This is a genomic window from Stenotrophomonas sp. CCNWLW162, from assembly GCF_037203745.1.
GTDB lineage: Bacteria > Pseudomonadota > Gammaproteobacteria > Xanthomonadales > Xanthomonadaceae > Stenotrophomonas > Stenotrophomonas maltophilia_AQ.
In genome coordinates this window covers 235806-257287 of sequence record NZ_JBBCBL010000001.1, presented here as the reverse complement: position 1 = coordinate 257287, position 21482 = coordinate 235806, and the positions used below count along the sequence as shown (strand labels likewise).

General features: G+C 67.1%; 21 protein-coding genes and 5 tRNA genes. 21 read left to right on the top strand and 5 right to left on the bottom strand.

What is annotated here, in order from left to right; genetic code table 11:
• Together V9K93_RS01325 and V9K93_RS01320 are read left to right on the top strand one after the other, a co-directional pair.
• On the top strand, positions 1-426 hold the full coding sequence (locus tag V9K93_RS01325; RefSeq protein WP_046983310.1) for a type IV pilin protein: 426 nt from the start codon (positions 1-3) through the stop codon (positions 424-426).
• A gap of 47 nt (positions 427-473) precedes the next feature.
• A tRNA-Asn gene (locus tag V9K93_RS01320) sits at positions 474-550 on the top strand.
• A gap of 49 nt (positions 551-599) precedes the next feature.
• Here the strand turns inward: V9K93_RS01320 and V9K93_RS01315 are convergent.
• Positions 600-1136, bottom strand: a complete 537-nt coding sequence (locus V9K93_RS01315) for a GspH/FimT family protein (RefSeq protein WP_337301969.1) — start codon at positions 1134-1136, stop codon at positions 600-602.
• A gap of 128 nt (positions 1137-1264) precedes the next feature.
• Between V9K93_RS01315 and uvrB the strand changes: the two genes are divergently transcribed.
• The 3 genes from uvrB (at position 1265) to V9K93_RS01300 (ending at position 3643) form a co-directional block, all read left to right on the top strand.
• Positions 1265-3289, top strand: a complete 2025-nt coding sequence (uvrB, locus tag V9K93_RS01310) for an excinuclease ABC subunit UvrB (protein WP_046984513.1) — start codon at positions 1265-1267, stop codon at positions 3287-3289.
• 106 nt (positions 3290-3395) lie between these two features.
• Positions 3396-3470, top strand: a tRNA-Val gene (locus V9K93_RS01305).
• 98 nt (positions 3471-3568) lie between these two features.
• Positions 3569-3643 (top strand) — tRNA-Val (locus V9K93_RS01300).
• A 98-nt stretch (positions 3644-3741) separates the two neighbouring features.
• Here the strand turns inward: V9K93_RS01300 and V9K93_RS01295 are convergent.
• Positions 3742-4074 carry a hypothetical protein gene (locus V9K93_RS01295; protein ID WP_046984512.1) on the bottom strand — a complete coding sequence of 111 codons (333 nt, stop codon included), beginning with the start codon at positions 4072-4074 and terminating at the stop codon, positions 3742-3744.
• Positions 4075-4256: 182 nt separating this feature from the next.
• Here V9K93_RS01295 and V9K93_RS01290 point away from each other — a divergent pair, with 182 nt between their 5' ends.
• Complete coding sequence (locus V9K93_RS01290; protein WP_162838403.1) at positions 4257-4397, top strand: hypothetical protein; 141 nt, start codon at positions 4257-4259, stop codon at positions 4395-4397.
• 54 nt (positions 4398-4451) lie between these two features.
• Here the strand turns inward: V9K93_RS01290 and V9K93_RS01285 are convergent, their stop codons facing one another.
• Positions 4452-4736, bottom strand: a complete 285-nt coding sequence (locus V9K93_RS01285; RefSeq protein ID WP_004152241.1) for a hypothetical protein — start codon at positions 4734-4736, stop codon at positions 4452-4454.
• A 32-nt stretch (positions 4737-4768) separates the two neighbouring features.
• On the bottom strand, positions 4769-5536 hold the full coding sequence (locus V9K93_RS01280; RefSeq protein WP_046984511.1) for a MipA/OmpV family protein: 768 nt from the start codon (positions 5534-5536) through the stop codon (positions 4769-4771).
• A 143-nt stretch (positions 5537-5679) separates the two neighbouring features.
• Here V9K93_RS01280 and V9K93_RS01275 point away from each other — a divergent pair, with 143 nt between their 5' ends.
• The 15 genes from V9K93_RS01275 (at position 5680) to V9K93_RS01205 (ending at position 20905) form a co-directional block, all read left to right on the top strand.
• A complete protein-coding gene (locus V9K93_RS01275) occupies positions 5680-6351 on the top strand; it encodes a response regulator transcription factor (RefSeq protein ID WP_046984515.1) in 672 nt (223 codons plus the stop codon).
• 1 nt (position 6352) lies between these two features.
• A complete protein-coding gene (locus V9K93_RS01270; RefSeq protein WP_253078659.1) occupies positions 6353-7696 on the top strand; it encodes a sensor histidine kinase in 1344 nt (447 codons plus the stop codon).
• Between the two features lie 58 nt (positions 7697-7754).
• The gene (locus tag V9K93_RS01265; RefSeq protein ID WP_337301968.1) at positions 7755-10154 is read left to right on the top strand and encodes a DNA internalization-related competence protein ComEC/Rec2; all 2400 of its coding nucleotides are present in this window, start codon (positions 7755-7757) and stop codon (positions 10152-10154) included.
• A gap of 3 nt (positions 10155-10157) precedes the next feature.
• Complete coding sequence (locus V9K93_RS01260) at positions 10158-10820, top strand: MotA/TolQ/ExbB proton channel family protein (protein WP_046984508.1); 663 nt, start codon at positions 10158-10160, stop codon at positions 10818-10820.
• A 3-nt stretch (positions 10821-10823) separates the two neighbouring features.
• Positions 10824-11246, top strand: coding sequence for an ExbD/TolR family protein (locus V9K93_RS01255; RefSeq protein ID WP_046984507.1), 423 nt, complete (start codon positions 10824-10826; stop codon positions 11244-11246).
• Entirely contained in the window at positions 11243-12991 is a 1749-nt protein-coding gene (gene msbA / locus V9K93_RS01250; protein WP_136638765.1) for a lipid A export permease/ATP-binding protein MsbA, read from the top strand. The genes V9K93_RS01255 and msbA overlap by 4 nt, the downstream gene beginning before the upstream one ends.
• On the top strand, positions 12991-14010 hold the full coding sequence (gene lpxK, locus V9K93_RS01245) for a tetraacyldisaccharide 4'-kinase (RefSeq protein ID WP_046984505.1): 1020 nt from the start codon (positions 12991-12993) through the stop codon (positions 14008-14010). The genes msbA and lpxK overlap by 1 nt, the downstream gene beginning before the upstream one ends.
• 75 nt (positions 14011-14085) lie before the next feature.
• Positions 14086-14859, top strand: coding sequence for a 3-deoxy-manno-octulosonate cytidylyltransferase (kdsB, locus tag V9K93_RS01240; RefSeq protein ID WP_136638764.1), 774 nt, complete (start codon positions 14086-14088; stop codon positions 14857-14859).
• Positions 14856-15344: a low molecular weight protein-tyrosine-phosphatase gene (locus V9K93_RS01235; RefSeq protein WP_136638763.1), complete on the top strand. Its 489-nt coding sequence runs from the start codon at positions 14856-14858 to the stop codon at positions 15342-15344. Before kdsB ends, V9K93_RS01235 begins: the two co-directional genes overlap by 4 nt.
• Positions 15341-16753: a nhl repeat protein gene (locus V9K93_RS01230; RefSeq protein ID WP_046984502.1), complete on the top strand. Its 1413-nt coding sequence runs from the start codon at positions 15341-15343 to the stop codon at positions 16751-16753. The genes V9K93_RS01235 and V9K93_RS01230 overlap by 4 nt, the downstream gene beginning before the upstream one ends.
• Positions 16750-18594 (top strand): excinuclease ABC subunit UvrC, encoded by a 1845-nt coding sequence (gene uvrC, locus V9K93_RS01225; protein WP_046984501.1) that lies wholly within the window; start codon positions 16750-16752, stop codon positions 18592-18594. Before V9K93_RS01230 ends, uvrC begins: the two co-directional genes overlap by 4 nt.
• 18 nt (positions 18595-18612) lie before the next feature.
• On the top strand, positions 18613-19239 hold the full coding sequence (gene pgsA / locus V9K93_RS01220) for a CDP-diacylglycerol--glycerol-3-phosphate 3-phosphatidyltransferase (RefSeq protein ID WP_004152330.1): 627 nt from the start codon (positions 18613-18615) through the stop codon (positions 19237-19239).
• A gap of 155 nt (positions 19240-19394) precedes the next feature.
• Positions 19395-19470: transfer RNA gene (locus tag V9K93_RS01215), tRNA-Gly, on the top strand.
• A 136-nt stretch (positions 19471-19606) separates the two neighbouring features.
• A complete protein-coding gene (locus V9K93_RS01210; RefSeq protein WP_337301967.1) occupies positions 19607-20713 on the top strand; it encodes an NAD(P)/FAD-dependent oxidoreductase in 1107 nt (368 codons plus the stop codon).
• Positions 20714-20829: 116 nt separating this feature from the next.
• Positions 20830-20905: transfer RNA gene (locus V9K93_RS01205), tRNA-Gly, on the top strand.
• Between the two features lie 67 nt (positions 20906-20972).
• Here the strand turns inward: V9K93_RS01205 and V9K93_RS01200 are convergent.
• The gene (locus tag V9K93_RS01200) at positions 20973-21320 is read right to left on the bottom strand and encodes a hypothetical protein (RefSeq protein ID WP_248298462.1); all 348 of its coding nucleotides are present in this window, start codon (positions 21318-21320) and stop codon (positions 20973-20975) included.
• Positions 21321-21482: the final 162 nt, after the last annotated feature.

Here is a 21482-nt window from a genome sequence, read left to right as displayed (position 1 = left end):
ATGAGCCTGAACACTCTTTCCCGCACTCTGCGTCGTCCCGGCAGGCAGCACGGTTTCTCCCTCATCGAGTTGATGATCGTGGTGATCGTGCTCGGCATCCTGGCGGCCATCGTCGTTCCCTCGTACCAGCAGTACATCCGACAGTCCCACCGTGGCGTGGCCAAAGCGGATCTGGTGGAGTACGCACAGCGCGCCGAGCGCTACTACTCGGTGAACAACACGTATTCCGGCTTTGCTCTGCCCAGCAAAGTGTCGCCGCGGGAGGGTGGGACCACGCGCTACGCGATCACGTTTGATGGCAAGGCGTCCTCGTTCACGCTGACTGCGACGCCCCAGGGCAACCAGACCAAGGACAGCTGCGGGACGCTGGGCGTGGACCAGGCCAACCGCAAAACCGCCAGCGGTACCGTTTCCGACTGCTGGTAAATCAGGTGTTGATCTTCCCGTAAACGGTCAGTACAATGCGCCTCCCCGCCCGAATAGCTCAGCCGGTTAGAGCACTTGACTGTTAATCAGGGGGTCGTTGGTTCGAGTCCAACTTCGGGCGCCAGATACTGCAGAAGCCGCGAGAAATCGCGGCTTTTGCTTTTTCAGGCCTGTCAGCAGGGCAGCGCGCGGTCGACGCGTTCGCTGCGGGTGCGGCCGCCGTTGTTGACCACCAGCCTGCCATGCAGTCGACTTCCCGCGCAGATGCGCAGGGTCAGATTGGCGCCGGGGCTGCGTCCGTCAGGCTGGAAGAAGAGCAACGGCCGTCCACTGCTGGTCTGTGCAACGATCGAGACATCTGAGCGGCCTTGATGATGGGCCAGGATGTCCTCCCTGGATTCCGGTGTGCCCCGCTTTCCGCCGCTGCGATAGATGATCCATCCGGCGCTCCAGTCGCGGGTGCAGTGCTCACCGTCATCGCTGGCGCACAGCCCGATCAGTTCCCGCCGCATCAGGGCTTCGCTGCGGGCACTGGAAAGGCTGGCGTGCAGGGTCAGTTGCAGGGCATCCGCGCGATGGCGCAACAACATCGGATGCAGGGCGGGCCAGCCTGCTGCCAGCAGCACGGCAAGTACGGCCACGACCACCAGCAGTTCGACCAGATGCATGCCTCGCGGCAGGGGAGGGCGGGGGAAGAGGGGGCGGCGCATGTGTCCAGACTCCCCGGCCGGCGCCGGCGCCGCCATCAGGCACCGCCGCGCCCGCCTGCCCGGAAACCCCTCAGCCGGCCGTCACTGCTTGCCTCGTATACTTACCTTTCCCGGGAACTGGCAACACCATGAGCGACCGTTTTGAACTCGTCTCGCCGTATTCGCCGGCAGGCGACCAGCCCGATGCCATCGCCAAGCTGACCAGCAATTTCGAGGCAGGCATCGCCAAGCAGACCCTGCTGGGCGTCACCGGCTCGGGCAAGACCTACACCATCGCCAATGTCATCCAGAACGTGCAGAAGCCGACGCTGATCATGGCGCCGAACAAGACGCTGGCGGCGCAGCTGTATGGCGAGTTCAAGGCGTTCTTCCCGCACAACGCGGTGGAGTATTTCGTCAGCTATTACGATTACTACCAGCCCGAAGCCTACGTGCCGTCGTCGGATACCTTCATCGAGAAGGACAGTTCGATCAACGAGCACATCGAGCAGATGCGGCTGGCCGCGACCAAGACCCTGCTGTCGCGCCCGGATGCGATCGTGGTGGCGACGGTGTCGGCCATCTATGGCCTGGGCGCGCCGGAAGACTACCTGTCGCTGCGCCTGATCCTGTCCAAGGGCGAGCGCATCGACCAGCGCGACCTGATCAATCACCTGACCCAGCTGCAGTACACGCGCAACGAGTACGAGCTGCAGCGCGGTACGTTCCGCGTACGCGGCGAGGTGATCGACGTGTTCCCGGCCGAGTCGGACAGCGAGGCGCTGCGCATCGAACTGTTCGATGGCGAGGTCGAGAAGATCACCCTGTTCGATCCGCTGACCGGTGAGACGATGCGCAACCTGATGCGCTTCACGGTCTACCCGAAGACCCACTATGCAACCACGCGCGAACGCGTGCTGGCAGCAGTGGAAACCATCAAGGTCGAGCTGAAGGAGCGGCTTGAGCAGCTGTATGCGCAGAACAAGCTGGTCGAAGCGCAACGCCTGGCCCAGCGCACCCAGTTCGACATCGAGATGATGGCCGAGGTCGGCTTCTGCAACGGCATCGAGAACTACTCCCGGCACCTCACCGGCAAGAATGCCGGCGAACCGCCACCGACCCTGTTCGATTACCTGCCGCCCGATGCGCTGCTGGTGATCGACGAATCGCACGTGACCATCCCGCAGATCGGCGCCATGTTCAAGGGCGATCGTTCGCGCAAGGAGACGTTGGTGGAGTTCGGTTTCCGCCTGCCGTCGGCGCTGGACAACCGTCCACTGCGCTTCGAGGAATGGGAAGAGCGCTGCCCGCGTAGCATCTATGTGTCGGCGACGCCGGGACCGTACGAGTATCGGGAGGCCGGCGAAGAAATCACTGAGCTGGTGGTGCGGCCGACCGGCCTGATCGACCCGGTGGTGGAGATCCGCCCGGTCGGCACCCAGGTCGATGATCTGATGAGCGAAGCCAACGAGCGCATCAAGGCTGGCGACCGCGTGCTGGTCACCACCTTGACCAAGCGCATGGCCGAGAACCTCACCGAATATCTCACCGAACATGGCATCCGCGTGCGCTACCTGCACTCGGACGTGGATACCGTCGAGCGTGTGGAAATCATCCGCGATCTGCGCCTGGGCAAGTTTGACGTGCTGGTGGGCATCAACCTGCTGCGCGAAGGCCTGGACATGCCCGAGGTGTCACTGGTGGCGATCCTGGACGCGGACAAGGAGGGCTTCCTGCGCTCCACCGGCTCGCTGATCCAGACCATCGGCCGCGCCGCGCGCAACGTTCGCGGCAAGGCGATCCTGTACGCCGACAAGATCACCCGCTCGATGCAGGCGGCGATCGACGAGACCGACCGCCGTCGTGCCAAGCAGGTCGAGTACAACGAGGAGCACGGCATCGTGCCGCGCTCGGTGGCGCGCCCGATCGTCGACGTGCTGGAAGGTGCACGTTCGGATGCAGCCGAGAAAGAGGCGAAGAAGGGTAAAGGCAAGGGCAAGGCCGGCGTGGCCGAGGAAGCGGCCGATTATCGTTCGCTCAGCCCGGCCCAGCTGGCGGCCCGGCTCAAGGCGCTGGAGCAGAAGATGTACCAGCACGCCAAGGACCTGGAATTCGAGGACGCCGCGCGCGTGCGCGACCAGATCCGGCAGCTGAAGGAGGCCAGCCTCGGCTGAACGCGGCAGTGCAGCATCATCTTCACAAAAGTATTGCGCTCAACCGCCGGCATCCGTAATATACGCGGCCTGCACCGACGCATTCGCGGAAATGCAGAAGCAATACGGGCGGTTAGCTCAGCGGTAGAGCACTACCTTGACATGGTAGGGGTCACAGGTTCGAACCCTGTACCGCCCACCACGAAGTCCTCGCAGGAGGGTTGTCGTGAACTGCAAAGCCCGGCCCTGGCGCCGGGTTTTTACGTAGCAAGGCCAGCTTTCGGGCGGCAAGAACAAGATGGGCGGTTAGCTCAGCGGTAGAGCACTACCTTGACATGGTAGGGGTCACAGGTTCGAACCCTGTACCGCCCACCACCTGGCTCCCGGCACTGCCGGTGCAGCGGTGGATTACGATGAAAGCCGGCCCTGGGCCGGCTTTTCTCGTTTTTGGCATCGGCCACAGTTGCACATGGTCAGTGCTGCACGACCAGGTCTTCGACGCTGATCATCCGCTGCAGCTTCCAGTGGCCGTCCACGCGCTCCCAGAGCTGGGCAACGCGAACCGTCGCGCCACGCGTGGGCTGGGCATCGGCGGGGGCGTGTTGCAGGGGCTGGTTGGCCAGCCGCAGGACCCGGTCCTGGCGCAGCCGGTACAGCAGCAGGGAGGGCGAGCCGCAATCCTGTCGTGCGGCTTCCGGCTGCTGGGTTTCGGCAAGCAGGATCTGGCTGCGAAGGGCCTCTTCAGTGGGCTCGTTGCCAGCGCTGAACAGGCTGGAGAGCAGCAGCATCAAGGCAAGCATCGGCATGGCACGGTGCTCCAGCGGGAAAGTGCACGCAGGCTGGCATGACATGTGGGGTGCTGCAGCCGGCCTGCGACGAAGGCCGGAATTGAACCGCCAAAGACGGCCGGGGAGCGATGAATCCGGGCCGTGCAGGCGTAGACTCCGGTCTACCGCGCAATCGCGCCGTCACTGCAAGGAGCTGCCGCATGAGCGATCACGTCCCGGTTTCCAGGCCCAATCCGTTTTTCGAACTGCTGTTCGGCGGCAACATGCTGGAAGGCACGTTCAAGGCGGTGATCTGGGTGGCCCTGCTGGCGGCGGTACTGGCCTGGACCACCTTCCGCTGAGTGTAAACCGCACGGCGCGGCACGGGGGCATGCGCCGGCACTGAACGCTGGAGATCAGGCGCTGAAGGCCTGCCGCAGGCTGCGCAGCGTCGCCTGGCGATGTTCCTTGGCCGTCGCTTCGCCCATTTCCAGTTCCTGCAGGCGCAGCCCGACCAGGGTCATCGACAGCGCGTAGCCGCGTGCCGCATCGGCCACGCGGGACAGGCCCAGCGCCCGTCGTGCCAGTGCGTTCACGTGCTCAAGGTCGGGCATGAGGACGAGGTAGGCGCGCTCGGCGCTGTCCAGGTCGGGCGCACGCAGGATCGCGTGCGCTTCGGTGGTGGGGGAGACGGAGGCCATGTGGGGTGTCCTTGTCCGTAACGGGCGCTCGATCAGAACGAGCGCATCAGGGAAACGAAGGCTGACGTCTGTGTACCGCGTCGCGCCATCGGGCTGTCCTTCACTGCATCACCGAACCATTGGTTGGCGACCACGCCGGTCGCGCGCCACTTCGTGCCCAAGGGCGTGCTCACCGCGATCTGCAGGCTCGGCGACGTCGCGCTGCCCGGGTTGTAGGCGGCAAGCCCCGAGCGCACTGCTTCCGCGTCGCTGATGCCGTAGTAGTAGTCGAGCAGGCGTGCACTGGAATGCACCACACCCACCCGGGGCACCCAGGTGAAGCGTCCGGCCTGGATCGGATAGCTGTAATGCAGGCGCGATTCAATGCCGCCGCCATGGCCGGTGACCTCGCGCATCACGCTGGCTTCGACGATGCCCCAGTCAGCGCTGTATTCGCCGTTGAGGCCGGCCATGGCCGACATCTGCCGGCTGTGCAGGCGGCGCAGCTGCGGATCGTTCACGTCGTCGGTCTTGAAGCGCAGCGTGTACGGGGTGACCGCAGCCGACAGGCGCAGGCCCTGGCCCTTGTACAGGTACATGCCCAGCGAGCCGGGGCTGGCGAAGAAGCGCTGGCCCTGCCAGGCAATGGACGGTACGACCAGCGGCTTGACGTCATAGTGGGCGTAGGCCCCAGAGGTCGCCCCTGCGCTTATACCGGCCTGCACGCCCGGGTTCTGCTCGCCGGCGTACGCTGCCAGTGGCAGGCCAATGGCGGCGGAGAACAGCAACGGGCGCAGCAGTTTCGGGGGCAGCGACGGCATCGATCAACCACTTTGCGGGGGATGGCTGCGCATGGTGAGGGCTCAACATTGTCAGAACATTGCGCCGGTGCAATCGGCACGCCTGGGGGAAAAAGCTGGCAGCAGGCACTATGATCGGCACCGTTTCCGTAACCGAGCCGCTGATGCGCATCCTCCTGGTCGAAGACGATCCCGATCTGTCCCGTGCCCTGCAATCGGGCCTGGAGCGGCAGGGCGTGGTCGCCGACGTGGTCGGCAGCCTGGCCGAGGCGGCGATCGCATTGCGCGAGCCGGTGCACCAGCTGATGCTGCTCGACCGGCAGCTGCCCGATGGCGATGGCGCAGGTTTCGTCGCCACCGCGCGTTCGCTGCGGCCGAACCTGGCGGTGATCATGCTGACCGCCAAGGGCACGTTGTCGGACAAGGTTGAAGGACTGGATGTCGGCGCCGATGACTACCTGGTCAAGCCGGTGGCGATCGAGGAGCTGATGGCGCGCATCCGCGCGGTGTCGCGGCGGCCGTCGGCGATGGTGACGCCGAGCCTGCACCTGGGCCGGCTGGAATTTGACTTCGAGTCGCTGCAGGCGCAGGTGGAGGGCCAGCCGCTGGCGTTGCCACGGCGCCAGGTGCTGGTGCTGCAGGCATTGGCGATGCGGCAGGGGCGGACCGTCACCCGCAGCGCGCTGGAGGCGGCGGTGTACGGGTTCGATGATGAGATTCAGTCCAATGCGCTCGACGCGCATATATCCAAGCTGCGCAAGGCGCTGCAGCAGGCCGGGGCGGGCGTGGAAATTCATGTGATCCGCGGTGTCGGCTATCTGCTGGCGGAGGGCTGAGATGGCGCGTCCGATCCGTTCCATCACGCTGGGTCTGGCCTGGCGCCTGTTCCTCGCGCAGGCCTTCACCGTGCTGTTCGCGGTGGTCGCGCTGATCCTGACCTGGGGCGACAAGGACACCTGGGGCATGGACATGTTCATGGCCGAGGCAGTCGCCAAGGCGGTGCACAGCGACGGCGGCCATTTGGTCCTGGACGAAGCGCGCTGGCGCAGGCTGGACGCGGAGGCAGGCGGTAACCTGTGGTTCGCGGCCGTCGATGACAAGGGCGTTTGGCTGGAGCGCGGCACGATCCCTGCGATCCACGCACCGCTGCTTGCGCGTCTGCCGACGCTGGGTGCCACCGAGCTCGGCTCGCTGGTGCCGCCGTACCTGGACGTGGCGCGGGTGATGATCCGCAAGGAAGATGGTCGCCGCATCACGGTGATGGTCGGTGGCGCGCCGAAGGGCGGCCTGCTGGATGGCGCGCTGATGGTGCTGCGCCTGATCGGCCTGTGGTTCTTCCTGCCGTTGATCGTGGTCACGCTGCTGGTGATGCCGACGGTGATCCACCGCGCGATGCGCGGGGTGCGCCGCTCCGCGCAGCAGGCCAAGGAGCTGGATATCGGCCAGCCGGGTGCGCGTCTGGATGCGCAGCTGGTGTCGACCGAGGTCGCACCGCTGGTGGAAGCCTTCAACGACGCAATCGACAAGGTGCAGCAGGGGTATGCCGCGCGTGACAAGTTCCTCGCCGATGCCGCGCACGAACTGCGCGTGCCGATCGCAGTGGTGCAGGCGCGGCTGTCGCAGCTGCCGCAGGGCGAGTTGAAGTCGCAGCTGTTGACCGATGTCGCCCGCCTCGGCAACGTCGCCGAGCATCTGCTGGACCTGCAGCGGCTCGACCGCAATGTCGGCGCACTGCAGCGGCTGGACCTGGCGCTGCTGGTACGCGAAGCGGCCGCGGATCTTGCGCCGTTGGTGGTCGGCGCCGGCTATGGCTTTGAAGTGGATGCGCCGGAAGTGCCGGTGTGGATCCACGGCGACAGCCTGGCGCTGGGGCGGGTGATCGCCAACCTGGTCCACAACGCCATCGTCCATGGTGGCGGGCGCGGAACCATCTGCGTACGGCTGGACGCGCGCGGCCTGCTGGAAGTCAGTGACCAGGGCGCCGGCATTCCGGTCGGTGACCGCGAGGCGATCTTCGAGCCGTTCCATCGGCTGCGTGCGGCCGGCAGTGGTAGTGGCCTGGGCCTGCATCTGGTCAAGGAGATCGTGCAGCACCATGGCGGATCGGTCAGCGTCGGCGAGGCGGCCGGTGGTGGCGCCAGTTTCCGTGTCAATTTCCATCGCGGTAGCGTCCGCCGCTGACGCCAATACGGGCTAAAACCCGATAGGCAAGCTGCTGCCCCGGCGCCAGGCTGGGGTGATGGTCGCCGAACGATCCGCCCCACCGCTGTTTGGCAGTGGTTGTGCCGCCGGTCTGGTGCTGGGTGCGCTGGCCTGCGTGCAGCTGCCGGTGCTGCCGCCGCTGTGGCTGTGCATGCCGTTGGCCATTGCCAGCGCCACAGGCTGGATCGTGCCTTGGCGCGGCCGCGCCTGGGCGGCTGCGCTGTTCGGCCTGTCGTGGGCGGCATTGCACGGACACTGGGTCCTGCAGGGCCAGCTTCTACCCGGAGGGCCCGCGCAGGACGTGCAGGTCCTTGGCCGAGTGGTTGATCTTCCACACAGTGGCCCCGGCTATACCCGTTTCGTGTTGAAGGTCGACGAGGCCGATGCGCTGCCCTCGTTGCGTGGCAAGCGCCTGCAGATCACCTGGAACGATCCATGGCGTGGACCGCCTGCGAGCGGTACCGATGGTGGGCGCCATGCGGTTCAAGCTGGCGCGCACTGGGAGCTGTCGCTGCGGGTGCGGGCACCGCGTTCGCGGATCAATCCTGGAGGCTTTGACGGCGAGCGCCATGCATTGCTGCGGGGTATATCCGGCACCGGTACGGTGCGCGATCCGGCGAGTGCGCGTGAGCGGCGACCCGCGCACGGCCTGCCGGCCTGGCGCGAGCGCAGCAGTGCTGCCATCGCCACCCAGGTGGCCCGTCCTGCCGCTCGCTTCGTACAGGCGCTGGCACTGGGCGATACCCGCGGCTTGTCCGATACCGACTGGGAACACCTGCGCGCACTGGGCCTGACCCATCTGGTCGCCATCTCCGGATTCCATGTCGGTGTGGTTGCCGGCTTTGGCGTGATGTTGTGCCGGGGGCTGTGGTGGCTGTGCCCATGGTTGGCCCGCTGCTGGCCACGGCCGCAGGCGGCCGCGTGGGGCGCCGCATTGGGGGCGGTAATCTACGCGGTGGTCTCCGGCGGCGCGTTGCCCACGGTGCGCGCCGCGCTGATGATCGGCGTGGTTGCGTTGGCCCGCGCCGGGCGTCGTCCGGTCGGCGCGGGGCAGGGGTTGGCACTGGCTGCCGTGGTGATGTTGCTGCCGGCACCGCTGTCGGTGCTGGCCGCCGGTTTCTGGCTCAGCTTCGGTGGCGTGCTGTGGCTGCTGTGGTGCCTGCCCCGCAGCGGGCCGGAGGGCGTCGGTGGTGGCCTGCGCGGATTCCTGTCCGCCCAGGGGGTGGCCAGCCTCGGCCTGCTGCCATTGTGCGTGGCGCTGTTTGGCGGCACTGCCCGCTTGGGCCCGCTGGTCAACCTGCCGATCATCCCCTGGTGGACGCTGCTGGTAGTGCCGCTGTCGCTGCTGGGGACCGGGCTGCATGCGCTGCACGACGGGGCGGGGCGCTGGGCATGGCGCGCCGCTGCTGGGCTGTTCGAGCTCAGCTGGCAGGCCCTGCAGCCGCTGGCCCTGCATCCGCAGGCGATGTGGTGGCTGGCCGAGGCGCCGCGCTGGGCGGTACCCGCAGCGTTGCTGGGGGTGTTCTGGTGGCTGCTGCCTCGCGGGAACGGCGGCGGCCTGGCCGGCCTGCTGTTATGCCTGCCGCTGCTGTGGCCGGCACGTGAGACACCGGCGGAAGGGGAGCTGGAACTGCTGGTGCACGATGTTGGCCAGGGCACGGCGGTGCTGCTGCGCACCGCGCGGCACGCACTCTGGTACGACGTCGGGCCGCCGACCGGCGGCGATGGCAACGAGCGGATCCTGGTCCCGGCCCTGCGCGCGCTGGGGCAGGCGCCGCCGCAGCAGGTGATGCTCAGCCACGATCACCTCGACCACACCGGCAGCCTGCCCAGCCTGCGTCGCCAGCTGCCGGGGCTGCAGCTGCTGGCGCCACCGGGCAGCGCCATCGCCGGTACCCGGCCGTGCCAGCAGGGGCTGCGCTGGCAGTGGGACGGGGTCGATTTCCAGGTGCTGCACCCGGCGCCCGGCAGCCGCCACGCCGAGAACGAGGACAGCTGCGTGCTGCGCATCGCCAGCCGCCATGGCGTGGTGCTGCTGGCCGGCGATATCGGTCAGCCGGCCGAGCAGGCGCTGCTGCAGGCGTCCCCAACGGCACTGAAGGCGGACGTGGTGCTGGTGCCGCACCATGGCAGCGGCGGCAGCTCCAGCGGCCCGTGGGTGGCCGCGGTAGCACCACGGCTGGCGCTGGTTTCGGCCGGCCACCAGAACCGCTTCGGCCATCCCCGCCCGGACGTGGTCCGGCGCTGGCAGGCGCAGGGGGCCGAAGTGCTGGCCACGGCCGATTCCGGTGCAATCCGCGTATGGCTTGGCGCACAAGGGCTGCAGCTGCGTGAACAGCGTATCCACGCATCCCGGTGGTGGGATGCCGCTGGGCGGGCGCGGTCGGCTGCTATCCTATCGCCGATTGAACAAGCGGCCGCTGGGCCGGAGGGTTGAAACGTGTGGGAACTGGTCAAGGCCGGTGGCTGGCCGATGGTGCCGCTGCTGCTGTTGGGCGTACTGGCTTTGGCGATCATCCTGGAGCGTTTCTGGTCCCTGCGGCGTACTGAAGTGCTGCCGCCCGGCCTCGGCCAGGAAGTGCGCAACTGGGCGGCACGCGGCAAGCTCGACCCGGCCCACCTGCAGACCCTGCGCAGCAACTCGCCGCTGGGCGCGCTGCTGGCCGCTGCGCTGGAAGCGCGCAACCGGCCGCGTGACCAGATCCGTGAACGCATCGAAGACACCGGCCGCCACCTGGTGCACCGCATGGAACGCTTCCTCAACGCGCTGGGCACCATTGCTTCGGCCGGCCCGTTGCTGGGCCTGCTGGGCACGGTGATCGGCATGATCCAGATGTTCCTGGGCATCCTCGACCACGGCGTGGGTGATGTGAACCAGCTGGCCGGTGGCATCGGCAAGGCGCTGGTGTGCACCGCCACCGGCATGATCGTGGCCATTCCGGCACTGATGTTCCACCGCTACTTCAAGGGCCGCATCCACGGCTATGTGGTGGAGATGGAGCAGGAAGCCAGCGCGCTGCTGGATACGCTCGACGGCCGTCCCGGGGTGTTGAACCCGGCCCCGGCCGCACGTCCAGCCAATGCTGCCACGGCAAAGGCCTGATCGATGCGTATCGGCAACGACCGATCCCAGGATGAGCCGCATATCGACCTGGTGCCGCTGATCGACGTCATCCTGGTGCTGATCATCTTCTTCGTGGTCACCACCACCTTCGATGCGCGCTCGACGCTGCAGGTGCAGCTGCCGACCGCCAGCGATCAGCCCAGCAACGAACCGCCGCGCTCGCTCAGCGTGTTGATCAACGCCGAAGGCCGCTATTTCATCAATGACCAGGAAGTGCTGCGCAGCGACGTCGAGTCGGTCAAGCAGACCATCGCCGCCGTGGCCGGCAGCGACCGCACGCAGCCGGTGCTGTTACGCGCCGACGCACGCACTCCCTACCAGGCCGTGGTGACCGCGCAGGATGCGCTGGGTCAGCTCGGTTTCCGCCGTATTGCCATTGCAACAGCACCCGAGGTGCGTCCATGAGTTCCAAACACGCGCCGGTGTGGCCGATCTACAAACGTCTGTTGGGGTATACCCGCGCCTACTGGGGCCTGATGGTTGCCGCCGTCATCGCCATGGTGGTGGAGTCGGTGGCCGGCTACCACTTCACCAAGCTGATGGAGCCGCTGGTCAATCGCGGCTTCGTCAATCCCGAGCCCAGAATGGCGGTGATCCTGCCGCTGACCATCCTCGGCCTGTTCCTGATGCGCAGTGCCGCCACCTGGGTCAGCGACTACGCGCTGGCCAAGACCGGCCGCAGCGTGGTGCGCGACCTGCGTGAGCAGGTGCTGGCCAAGTACCTGCACCTGCCGTCCTCGCATTTCGATACGGAATCGACGCCGGTGATGGTCAGTCGCCTGAATTTCGACACCGAGCAGGTCACCCAGGCCAGCGCCGATGCGCTCAAGACCGTGGTGGCAGATACCCTGACCATCATCGCCATGCTGGCAGTGATGCTGCAGATGAGCGTCAAGGTCACCGTGGCGATGCTGGTGGTGGTGCCGATGATCGGCGTGATCGTGTCCTACGTCGGCAAGCGCTACCGCCGTATCAGCCGCGGCATCCAGGACGGCATGGGTACGATGGCGCAGACCGCCGAGCAGTCGCTGGCCGCGCAGCAGGAAGTGAAGGTGCACGGCACCCAGCAGCATGAGATGTCGCGTTACTCGCGCCTGGCCAACCGCATGCTGGCACTGAACATGAAGGTGGAAATCACCCGTGCCGGTGCCTCCAGCGTGGTCCAGTTCCTGGCTGCGCTGGCCCTGGCGGTGATCGTGTGGGTGTCGACCCGTGAAGCCTTGGCGGGGCGCCTGAACGCCGGCCAGTTCATGGGCCTGATGATCTCGATGACCGCGATCATTCCGTCGCTGCGCCGGTTGACCAGCGTGCAGTCCTCGATTTCCCGTGGCGTGTCCGCTGCCGAGCGCCTGTTCGACATCCTCGACATGCCGGTCGAGCGCGACGAAGGCCGCAATGCAGCGCAGCGCGTACGCGGCGAACTGGCCTTCGAGCACGTCATGCTGCGCTACCGCGAAGACAGTGGCATTGCCCTGGATGACATCAGCTTCGTCGCCAAGCCGGGCACGGTCACCGCCATCGTCGGCCGTTCCGGCAGTGGCAAGACCAGCCTGATCCGGCTGGTGCCGCGCTTCTACGAGCCCAGCGGCGGGCGCATCACGCTGGATGGTGTGGCGCTGGACGACTATCCGTTGGCCGACCTGCGCCGCCAGGTGGCAATGGTCGGGCAGAAGGTCATGCTGTTCGACGACACCATTGGCGCCAACATCGCCTATGGCATGGACGCGACCGACGAACAGATCCGTGCGGCGGCCGAAGCGGCCAATGCGTGGGAGTTCATCGCGCGCATGCCGCAGCAGCTGCAGACCCCGGTCGGCGAGAACGGCGCGCTGTTGTCCGGCGGTCAGCGCCAGCGCCTGGCGATCGCCCGCGCGATCCTGCGCGATGCGCCGATCCTGATCCTCGACGAAGCCACCGCCGCGCTCGACAACGAATCCGAGCGCCTGGTGCAGGACGCGCTGCAGCGCCTGATGCCCGAGCGCACCACGCTGGTCATCGCGCACCGCCTGTCGACCATCGAGCATGCCGACCAGGTGCTGGTGATGGACCACGGCCGCATCGTCGAGCGTGGCACCCACAAGGAGCTTCTGACCATGGGCGGCCTGTACCAGCATCTGCACAGCATGCAGTTCCGCGAAAGGCAGGACTGATGGCCGGCAAGGGTACCCAGACCCCGCCGTACTGGTACGACGGCAGCCCGGTTCCGTGGGCGATGCGCCTGCTGGCGCCGCTGTACGCCGGTGTCACCGCGTTGCGCCGGCGTGCCTACCGGCGCGGCTGGCGCAAGCACTACACGCTGCCGGTGCCGGTCATCGTGGTAGGCAACATCACCGCCGGTGGCACCGGCAAGACGCCGCTGACCATCGCGCTGGTGGAGCGCCTGCGAGCCGCTGGCTGGAAGCCGGGCGTGGCCAGCCGTGGCTACGGCCGCGAAGACGCCGACAAACCGCTGTGGGTACAGGCCGACACGCCGACCGCCAAGGGCGGTGATGAGCCGGTGCTGATCGCCTGGAAGACCGGCGTGCCGGTGCGGGTGGACCGCGACCGAGTGGCTGCAGGCAAGGCCCTGATCGAAGCCGGTTGCGACGTGATCGTCTGCGACGACGGCCTGCAGCACTATCGGCTGGCGCGCGACATCGAGATTGAAGTAGTCGATGCCCAGCGCCGCTACGGCAATGGCCGGATGATCCCGGCCGGGCCGCTGCGCGAACCGGTCAGCCGTGCCAGCGAATGCGACTTCCGTGTAGTGAATCTGGGCCAGGCCGACGAAGAGACCGCGACGCAGGCCTGTGGCTTCGGCCAATGGCCGATGGCGCTGCACATCGACAGCGCGCAGCCACTGGCCGGTGGCCGTGCGCGCCCACTGGCGTACTTCAAGGGCCAGCGCGTGCACGCCGTGGCCGGTATCGCGCATCCGCAGCGCTTCTTCGACATGCTGCGCGCGCGTGGCATCGGCGTGGTGCCGCATGCCTTCGCCGATCATCAGGCCTACCAGCCGCAGGACCTGTCCTTCGGCAGCCAGCTGCCGGTGCTGATGACCGAGAAGGACGCGGTGAAATGCCGTGCGTTTGGCAATGATTGGCACTACGCGGTTCCGCTGCGTGCCGAGCTGCCTGCCGCGTTCTGGGTGGCGCTGACCGACCGCCTGGACAAGCTGCGACCGAACTGAGTGGCGCAGCGGCGCTTGCATTCACGCGCCGCCGGCCGCATTCCCGTTGTAACGAGCCTGCCGAGTACCGCCCGCATGACCGAATTCGTCGTCGCCATTCCGGCCCGCTATGCCGCCTCGCGGCTGCCGGGCAAGCCGCTGCGCCTGCTGGGCGGTGAGCCGCTGGTGCTGCATGTGGCGCGCCGCGCGCTGCAGGCCGGTGCCGGCGAGGTCTGGGTCGCCACCGACGATCAACGCATCGCCGACGCACTGTCCGGCCTGGCCGAAGTGAAGGTGGCGATGACCGCCGCCTCGCATGCGTCCGGCACCGACCGCCTGGCCGAATGCGCGCGCATTGCCGGCTGGGCCGACGACACCGTTGTGGTCAATCTGCAGGGCGATGAGCCGTTCGCACCCGCGGCCGGCATCCGTGCGGTGGCCGAGGCACTGGTCGGTGGCAATGCGCCGATGTCGACCCTGGCGACCACTGTTGAAGACGCGCACACCCTGTTCGACCCCAATGTGGTCAAGCTGGTACGCAACGTGCGCAACGAGGCGATGTACTTCAGCCGCGCACCGATCGCCTGGCACCGCGATGGTTTCGCGCGCAGCCGGGACACGTTGCCGGAGGGCCATGCCTGGCTGCGCCACATCGGCATCTACGGCTACCGTGCCGGTTTCCTGCAGCAGTTCGCCGCGATGCCGCCGGGCCGGCTGGAGCAGGTCGAGTCACTGGAGCAGCTGCGCGTGCTGGAAGCTGGCTATCCGATCAGCGTGGCGATCTCGCCGGAACCGTTCCCGCCCGGCATCGACACCCCGGAAGACCTGGAGCGCGCCGAAGTGCTGCTGCAGGCAATGGCCGCACGATGAAGCTGCTGGTCGTCTGCCTCGGCAACATCTGCCGTTCGCCGATGGCCGAAGGTGCGCTGCGCGCACGCCTGGAGGCCTCGCCGCTGGCGGGGCGGGTGCAGGTTGATTCGGCGGGCACCGGCGACTGGCACGTGGGTGAGCCGCCCGACCGGCGCGCGATCGCCTGCGCGGCCGGGCACGGCGTGGGCATTGGCAGCCTGCGTGCGCGCCAGCTGCAGGCCGTGGATTTCGACCGCTTCGACTGGATTCTGTGCGCCGACGAAGCCAACCTGCGCGATGCAGGTCGCCTGGCCACACCCGCCCAGCGCGAACGCCTGGCGCTGTACCTGCCGTGGTCCGGCGGAGAGGGCCGGGTTGCGATCCCGGACCCCTACACCGGCGGCAACGATCACTTCGAACAGGTCTGGACACTGGTCGACGATGCTGCAAAACGTGCCGTGGCACGACTGTTGCATGACGCCGACTCCGGCATAATCGGGCCATGAACGTCCAGCCCGTCCCGGACCTGCCCGAGTTCGCCACCTGGCTCAATGCCACCCCCTGCACCCTGACCGAACTGCGCGGTCGGCCGGTGGCGCTGTTGTTCGTCAACGCGGCTTCCGCCTGGAGCGCGCAACGCCTGGCCGAGTTCGGCCAATGGCTGTCGCGCCACCCCGGCAAGCTGCAACCGCTGGTGCTGCAGGTGCCTCGCTTCGATTTCGAACGCGAGGCCGGTGCCGCACTGAAGCTGCTGCGCCGCCAGGGGCTGACGATGCCGGTGCTGCTTGATGCCGACTGGGATGGCTGGCGCCGCTTTGGTGTCACCGCCTGGCCGACCATGGTGCTGCTGGATGCGCAGGGGCGCGAACAACAACGGCTGGTCGGGCAGGGCGCGCCGGGTGAACTGGAGCGTGCCTTGAATGCACTGTGCGAGGGCGCGCCATCGGCGCCGCCGCGCGGTGGCAGCGAACTGCATCCGGAGCCGCGCCACGCGCTGCGCTTCCCGCTCGGCCTGGCGGTCAGCACCGAACGCCTGTACATCGCCGACAGCGGCCATCACCGCATCCTCGAATGCAGCCACGGTGGCCGCATCCTGCGCCAGTTCGGGCTGGGTACCGCCGATTTCATGGATGGCAACCTCGCCGAGGCGGCCTTCCACCGCCCGCAGGCGCTGGTGCTGGAGCGCGATTCGCTGTACGTCGCCGACACCGGCAACCATGCCGTGCGCCGCATCAACCTGTTGACCGGGATCGTCGATACCCTGTGCGGCAACGGCCGTCCCGGTGCGCCGGTGGAAGGTCCGGTCGCACAGGCCAGGCAGGTGTCGCTGGATCATCCGGTCGGCCTGGCCATCGCCGACAACCAGCTGCACATCGCCATGGCCGGCGACAACCGCATCTGGAGCTACCACCTGGGCCAGCGCAGCCTGCAGTGGCGCGCCGGCAGCGGTTCCATCGACGAACGCGATGGTAGCGGTCACCTGGCTGCCTTTGCCCAGCCCACCGCACTGGCCGTGGTGCAGCAGGTGCTGTACGTGGCCGACGCGTTGGGTTCCTCGATCCGTGCGCTGCAGCTGCGTGGCGACCTGGTGCAGACGCTGGTCGGGCAGGGGCCCTGGCGCTTCGGCAATGAGGACGGCCCACGCACCCAGGCCAGCCTGCAGTTTCCGCAGGCGATGGCACTGAGCCCGGATGCGCCACTGCTGTGGATCGCGGATACGGGCAACGGCCGCCTGCGCACCCTGCGCCTCGGCGGTGGTGAACTGACCACCCAGCCGCTGCCGCGCCGCCTGCATGGTCCGGCCGGTCTGGCAGCCGGTGCGGGCGCGGTGTGGATCGCCGAGACCGATGCCCACGCCGTGCTGCGTTTCGACCCCGACAGCGGCGTGCTCAGCGAAGTCCCGATCAGCGAATGACCGACGTATCCGCTCCGGTCTTCGACGGCAAGGCCTTCGCGGCCCAGCTCAGCACCGCCCCCGGCGTGTACCGCATGTACGCTGCCGACGACACCCTGTTGTACGTAGGCAAGGCGCGCGCGCTGCGCAACCGTGTCGGCAGCTACTTCAACGGCAGCCCGAAGAACGCGCGGATCATGTCGATGATCTCGCAGATCACGCGCATGGACGTGACCGTGACGCGCTCGGAAGCCGAGGCGTTGCTGCTGGAAAACCAGCTGATCAAATCACTGTCGCCGCGTTACAACGTCTCGTTGCGCGACGACAAGACCTATCCGCATGTGCTGCTGACCCGCGAGGACTGGCCGCGCATCGCGCTGCATCGTGGGCCGCGTGCCATTCCCGGTCGCTACTTCGGGCCGTACCCCGGCGTTACCGCAGTACGCGAAACGCTGAACCTGATGCATAAGCTGTTCAAGCTGCGCAGCTGCGAGGACAGCGTGTTCCGCAACCGCTCGCGGCCGTGCCTGCAGTACCAGATCGGCCGCTGCAGCGCGCCCTGCGTGGAGCTGGTGCCGGCGCCGGAGTACGCCGAATCGGTGCGCCGCGCCGCGCTGTTCCTGGAAGGCAAGAGCGACGAGCTGACCCGCGAACTGGGCGAACAGATGCAGGCCGCCAGCGAGGCGCTGGAGTTCGAGCAGGCCGCACGCCTGCGCGACCTGATTTCTTCACTGCGCAGCATGCAGACCCGCCAGTACGTGGATGGCCGCGCCGCCGACCTGGACGTGCTGGCCGTGGCCATGCAGGGCTCGCAGGCCTGCGTGCTGCTGCTGGCCTTCCGTGATGGTCGTAATCTCGGCACCCGCCCGTTCTTCCCGCGCACCAATGGCGAAGAAAGCCCGGAAGAAGTGCTGGCCGCCTTTGTCTCGCAGTACTACATCGAATTCGAACCGCCGCGCGAGATCCTGCTGGACCGCGAGATTCCCGACGCCGACCTGCTGGTCGCTGCGCTGTCGGCCTCGGCCGAGCGCAAGGTGCAGCTGAAGTGGAACGTGCGCGGCGAGCGCGCCGGCTACGTGGAACTGGCCAGCCGCAACGCGCAGCTGACCCTGGCCACCGAACTCAACAGCCGCAATGCGCAGCACGCGCGCAGCGATGCCTTGCGCGACATGCTGGGTCTGGCAGAGCCGGTCAAGCGGGTCGAATGCTTCGACATCAGTCATACGCTGGGCGAGGCCACCGTGGCGTCGTGCGTGGTGTTCGACGCCGCCGGCCCGGTGCGTGCGCAGTACCGCCGCTTCAACATCAGCGGCATCGAGCCGGGCGACGATTACGCCGCCATGCGCCAGGCCATCGACCGCCGCTTCCGCCGTGCAGTGGAAGAGCAGGGCGTGCTGCCGGACGTGCTGCTGATCGATGGTGGTGCCGGCCAGCTTGCGCAGGCGCAGGCCGCGCTGGCCGACCTCGGCGTGGAAGGCGTGCTGCTGGTGGGCGTGGCCAAGGGCGTGGAGCGCCGTGCCGGCCACGAAGCGCTGGTGATGCCCGATGGCCGCGAGCTGCGTCCTGGCGCGGCCAACCCGGCGCTGCAGTTCATCCAGCAGGTGCGCGACGAGGCCCACCGCTTCGCCATCACCGGGCACCGCGGCCGCCGCCAGAAGGCACGGATGACCAGCAAGCTGGAGGACATTCCCGGTATCGGCCCGCGCCGCCGTGCCAGCCTGCTCAAGCATTTCGGTGGTCTTGTAGGCCTGAAAGCCGCTGGTGAAGCGGAAATCGCCAAGGTGGAAGGCATCAATGACGCCCTCGCGGCACGTATCTACGCTAACCTGCACGGGTTGGCCACGCCTGATCCGGCCGAGTAGAGAGAGAAGCACGCAAGCATGAAGTTGACCCTGCCCACCTGGCTGACCTTGTTGCGGATCGTGATGATCCCGGTGCTGGTGCTGGTGTTCTACCTGCCCTACACCTGGACCAACTTCGCTTCGGCGGCGATCTTCGGCCTGGCCGCGATCACCGACTGGCTCGATGGCTGGATCGCACGCCGTTACCAGCTGGAGTCGGCCTTCGGCGCCTTCCTCGACCCGGTCGCAGACAAGCTGATGGTGGCAGTGGCGCTGTTCCTGATCGTGCAGGGCCACCCGACGCCGTGGATGGCGTTCTGGGCGGCGGTCATCGTCGGCCGCGAGATTGCGGTGTCGGCGCTGCGCGAGTGGATGGCCGAGCTGGGCCAGCGCGCCAAGGTGCGCGTGGCGATGATCGGCAAGGTCAAGACCACGGCGCAGATGGTTGCACTGCTGTGCCTGCTGTATTCGGTGGCGCCGAACGTGCCGGTGCAGGACATCTGGATGGGCTGGCCGGTGTTCCACATCGGCGACTGGACCCTGGCGATTGCCGCGGTGCTGACCCTGTGGTCGGGCCTGCAGTACCTGCATGCCGCCTGGCCGAGCCTGCGCGATGACGAGCGCGCTGCGCGCGAGCGGGCGCGGCAGAAGAAGCTGGGCAACTGAGCCCCGGGGTCGGATCCCTTTCCGCAGGAAAGGGCACTGACCCCATCGATGCGCCTATCCACGCATGGCGTGGATACGCAATGTCAGGCGCATCGCAGATCTCCGAAAAAAGCGCTTGACGCCATCCTTGGAATAGGTAGAATTTCGCCTCCCAAGCGGGAATAGCTCAGTTGGTAGAGCGCAACCTTGCCAAGGTTGAGGTCGCGAGTTCGAGTCTCGTTTCCCGCTCCAGATTCAGGAAAACGCTCCCGAAAGGGAGCGTTTTTCGTTTGCCTCCAACGCGCTTCATCCCCACTTCACCGCCACCCCATCGCCGCACCACGCGAAGGTTCGATGCTGCGTCCTTCTTTCCCAGGGTGACGCCGCGATGCCTCATCAATCCTCCGCCTATGACCACGATGTGATCATTGTCGGCGCCAGTTTCGCCGGTGCCGCCTGTGCGTTGGCCGCCGCCCAGTACGGCTTGCGCGTCTGCGTGCTCGAACGCAAAGCCGATCCCGGCGAGCGCCTGCACACCACCGGCATCGTGGTGAAGGAAGCGATGGAGCAGACCTGGCTGGGGCGCATGCCCGAACACCTGGTGCAACGCGTCGCGAATGTGCGCCTGTATGCGCCGAACCTGCGCAGCGTGCTGCTGGCCGCACCGGGCTACTACTTCCTCACCACCGATACGCCGAGCCTGATGCGCTGGCTGGCCAGCGAACTGACGGCCAATGGTGTCGACCTGCGCCTGCAGCACTCCTTCACCGACGCCCATCGCAGCGGTGATGGCTGGCAGGTGGAAGGGGCAGGGCGATGCGCCTATCTGGTCGGCGCCGATGGTGCGCGTTCGCGCGTGGCCCAGCGCACCGGCCTCGGCCACGTGCGCGACAATCTCCATGGCGTCGAACGTGAGTTCGCCGGCCTGCAGCTACCGCAGGGCGATGCACTGCATTGCTTCGTCAGCAAGCGCTTTGCACCGGGCTACATCGGTTGGGTCGCACAGAACCCGACCGGGCTGCAGGTCGGCCTGGCGCTGCGCCATGACCCGAATCAGGTGCGGCCGCCTGATATCGATGGCTTCCTTGAGCATGTGCGCGATGTGGTCGGCATTCCGCCTTCTTCGCGTCCATCGGCCACCCGCGCCGGGCTGGTGCCGTGTGGTCGGCCGGATGGGCCGATCACCGACGCTCGCCTGATCCTGACCGGCGACGCCGCAGGCATCGTCTCGCCGTTGTCCGCCGGGGGCATCCACTCATCGTGGCGGCATGGCTGGGCGGTCGGCGAGGCGATTGCCCGCCATCTGCGTGGCCAAGGGCCGGAAGCGGAACGGGTGGCCCAGCAGGTGGCGCCGGCATTCCATGGCAAGCGCCTGCTGCGCTGGGGGATGGACCACCTGCAGGCCGATTGGCCGCTCAATGCCTTGCTGCACAAGGCCGCCACGCGGCGCATCGCCGAGCAGATCTACTTCCATCGCCGCGGCCTGCGCACGTGAAGGGAGCAGGCGGGGACGCCTGAACGCTGCCCCTCACGTCACGTGAAAATTCCTGTTGACGCCGTGCAGCAATATCGACACAATAGCGCTCCTTCGACGCAGGTCGAACGGAATCTGCGGGAATAGCTCAGTTGGTAGAGCGCAACCTTGCCAAGGTTGAGGTCGCGAGTTCGAGTCTCGTTTCCCGCTCCAGATTCAAGAAGAACGCTCCCGCAAGGGGGCGTTTTTCGTTTGTCACACCGGTTGCACCACTGCCGCGCTAGCGTGCCTTGCCGGGCAGGGCGCTGCACCAGGTCAGGGCATCCTGTCGGTCGAAACCAGGGCAGCGGTTGTCCTGCGGGATGTAGACGTAGGGAACATCGTCTTCGTAGGTGAAGTGGTAATAGTAGGTTCGATCCTTTCCGTACAACCAGTAGTTCGACGATCCCTGGTTGATGGCATATGGCTCGAACGTGAAGATCGAAGATTCACCGGGGATGAAGTTGCTGCGCTCCATCAGTAGCAGCATGGCGTTCGAGATCAGTGGGGTGGTCAGGACGAGCGCGATCACGCCGACAGTCACTGTCGTGATCGAGCCAATCAGTAGCCAGCGGCGGGGGCGTTTCACGGGCAGGCAGCACCGAAGCAAGGCAGTGCCGCAATGTGCAATACGTCGTGAAAGCCGTCCAGTGTTCCGTGTCGAGAACGCGCTGAAAGCGTGGTGAAAGGCTGGGGCAGCACTGCCTGAACCGCACGCGTGCTGTGACCTTTTTCGGACCAATTCTCCATG

What these genes read in the sequence shown, in the direction of transcription:
- V9K93_RS01325 (WP_046983310.1), top strand. Translation starts at nt 1, where the DNA reads ATGAGCCTGAACACTCTTTCCCGCACTCTGCGTCGTCCCGGCAGGCAG.
- V9K93_RS01315 (WP_337301969.1), bottom strand. Translation starts at nt 1,136, where the DNA reads ATGCGCCGCCCCCTCTTCCCCCGCCCTCCCCTGCCGCGAGGCATGCAT.
- uvrB (WP_046984513.1), top strand. Translation starts at nt 1,265, where the DNA reads ATGAGCGACCGTTTTGAACTCGTCTCGCCGTATTCGCCGGCAGGCGAC.
- V9K93_RS01295 (WP_046984512.1), bottom strand. Translation starts at nt 4,074, where the DNA reads ATGCCGATGCTTGCCTTGATGCTGCTGCTCTCCAGCCTGTTCAGCGCT.
- V9K93_RS01290 (WP_162838403.1), top strand. Translation starts at nt 4,257, where the DNA reads ATGAGCGATCACGTCCCGGTTTCCAGGCCCAATCCGTTTTTCGAACTG.
- V9K93_RS01285 (WP_004152241.1), bottom strand. Translation starts at nt 4,736, where the DNA reads ATGGCCTCCGTCTCCCCCACCACCGAAGCGCACGCGATCCTGCGTGCG.
- V9K93_RS01280 (WP_046984511.1), bottom strand. Translation starts at nt 5,536, where the DNA reads ATGCCGTCGCTGCCCCCGAAACTGCTGCGCCCGTTGCTGTTCTCCGCC.
- V9K93_RS01275 (WP_046984515.1), top strand. Translation starts at nt 5,680, where the DNA reads ATGCGCATCCTCCTGGTCGAAGACGATCCCGATCTGTCCCGTGCCCTG.
- V9K93_RS01270 (WP_253078659.1), top strand. Translation starts at nt 6,353, where the DNA reads ATGGCGCGTCCGATCCGTTCCATCACGCTGGGTCTGGCCTGGCGCCTG.
- V9K93_RS01265 (WP_337301968.1), top strand. Translation starts at nt 7,755, where the DNA reads ATGGTCGCCGAACGATCCGCCCCACCGCTGTTTGGCAGTGGTTGTGCC.
- V9K93_RS01255 (WP_046984507.1), top strand. Translation starts at nt 10,824, where the DNA reads ATGCGTATCGGCAACGACCGATCCCAGGATGAGCCGCATATCGACCTG.
- msbA (WP_136638765.1), top strand. Translation starts at nt 11,243, where the DNA reads ATGAGTTCCAAACACGCGCCGGTGTGGCCGATCTACAAACGTCTGTTG.
- lpxK (WP_046984505.1), top strand. Translation starts at nt 12,991, where the DNA reads ATGGCCGGCAAGGGTACCCAGACCCCGCCGTACTGGTACGACGGCAGC.
- kdsB (WP_136638764.1), top strand. Translation starts at nt 14,086, where the DNA reads ATGACCGAATTCGTCGTCGCCATTCCGGCCCGCTATGCCGCCTCGCGG.
- V9K93_RS01235 (WP_136638763.1), top strand. Translation starts at nt 14,856, where the DNA reads ATGAAGCTGCTGGTCGTCTGCCTCGGCAACATCTGCCGTTCGCCGATG.
- V9K93_RS01230 (WP_046984502.1), top strand. Translation starts at nt 15,341, where the DNA reads ATGAACGTCCAGCCCGTCCCGGACCTGCCCGAGTTCGCCACCTGGCTC.
- uvrC (WP_046984501.1), top strand. Translation starts at nt 16,750, where the DNA reads ATGACCGACGTATCCGCTCCGGTCTTCGACGGCAAGGCCTTCGCGGCC.
- pgsA (WP_004152330.1), top strand. Translation starts at nt 18,613, where the DNA reads ATGAAGTTGACCCTGCCCACCTGGCTGACCTTGTTGCGGATCGTGATG.
- V9K93_RS01210 (WP_337301967.1), top strand. Translation starts at nt 19,607, where the DNA reads ATGCCTCATCAATCCTCCGCCTATGACCACGATGTGATCATTGTCGGC.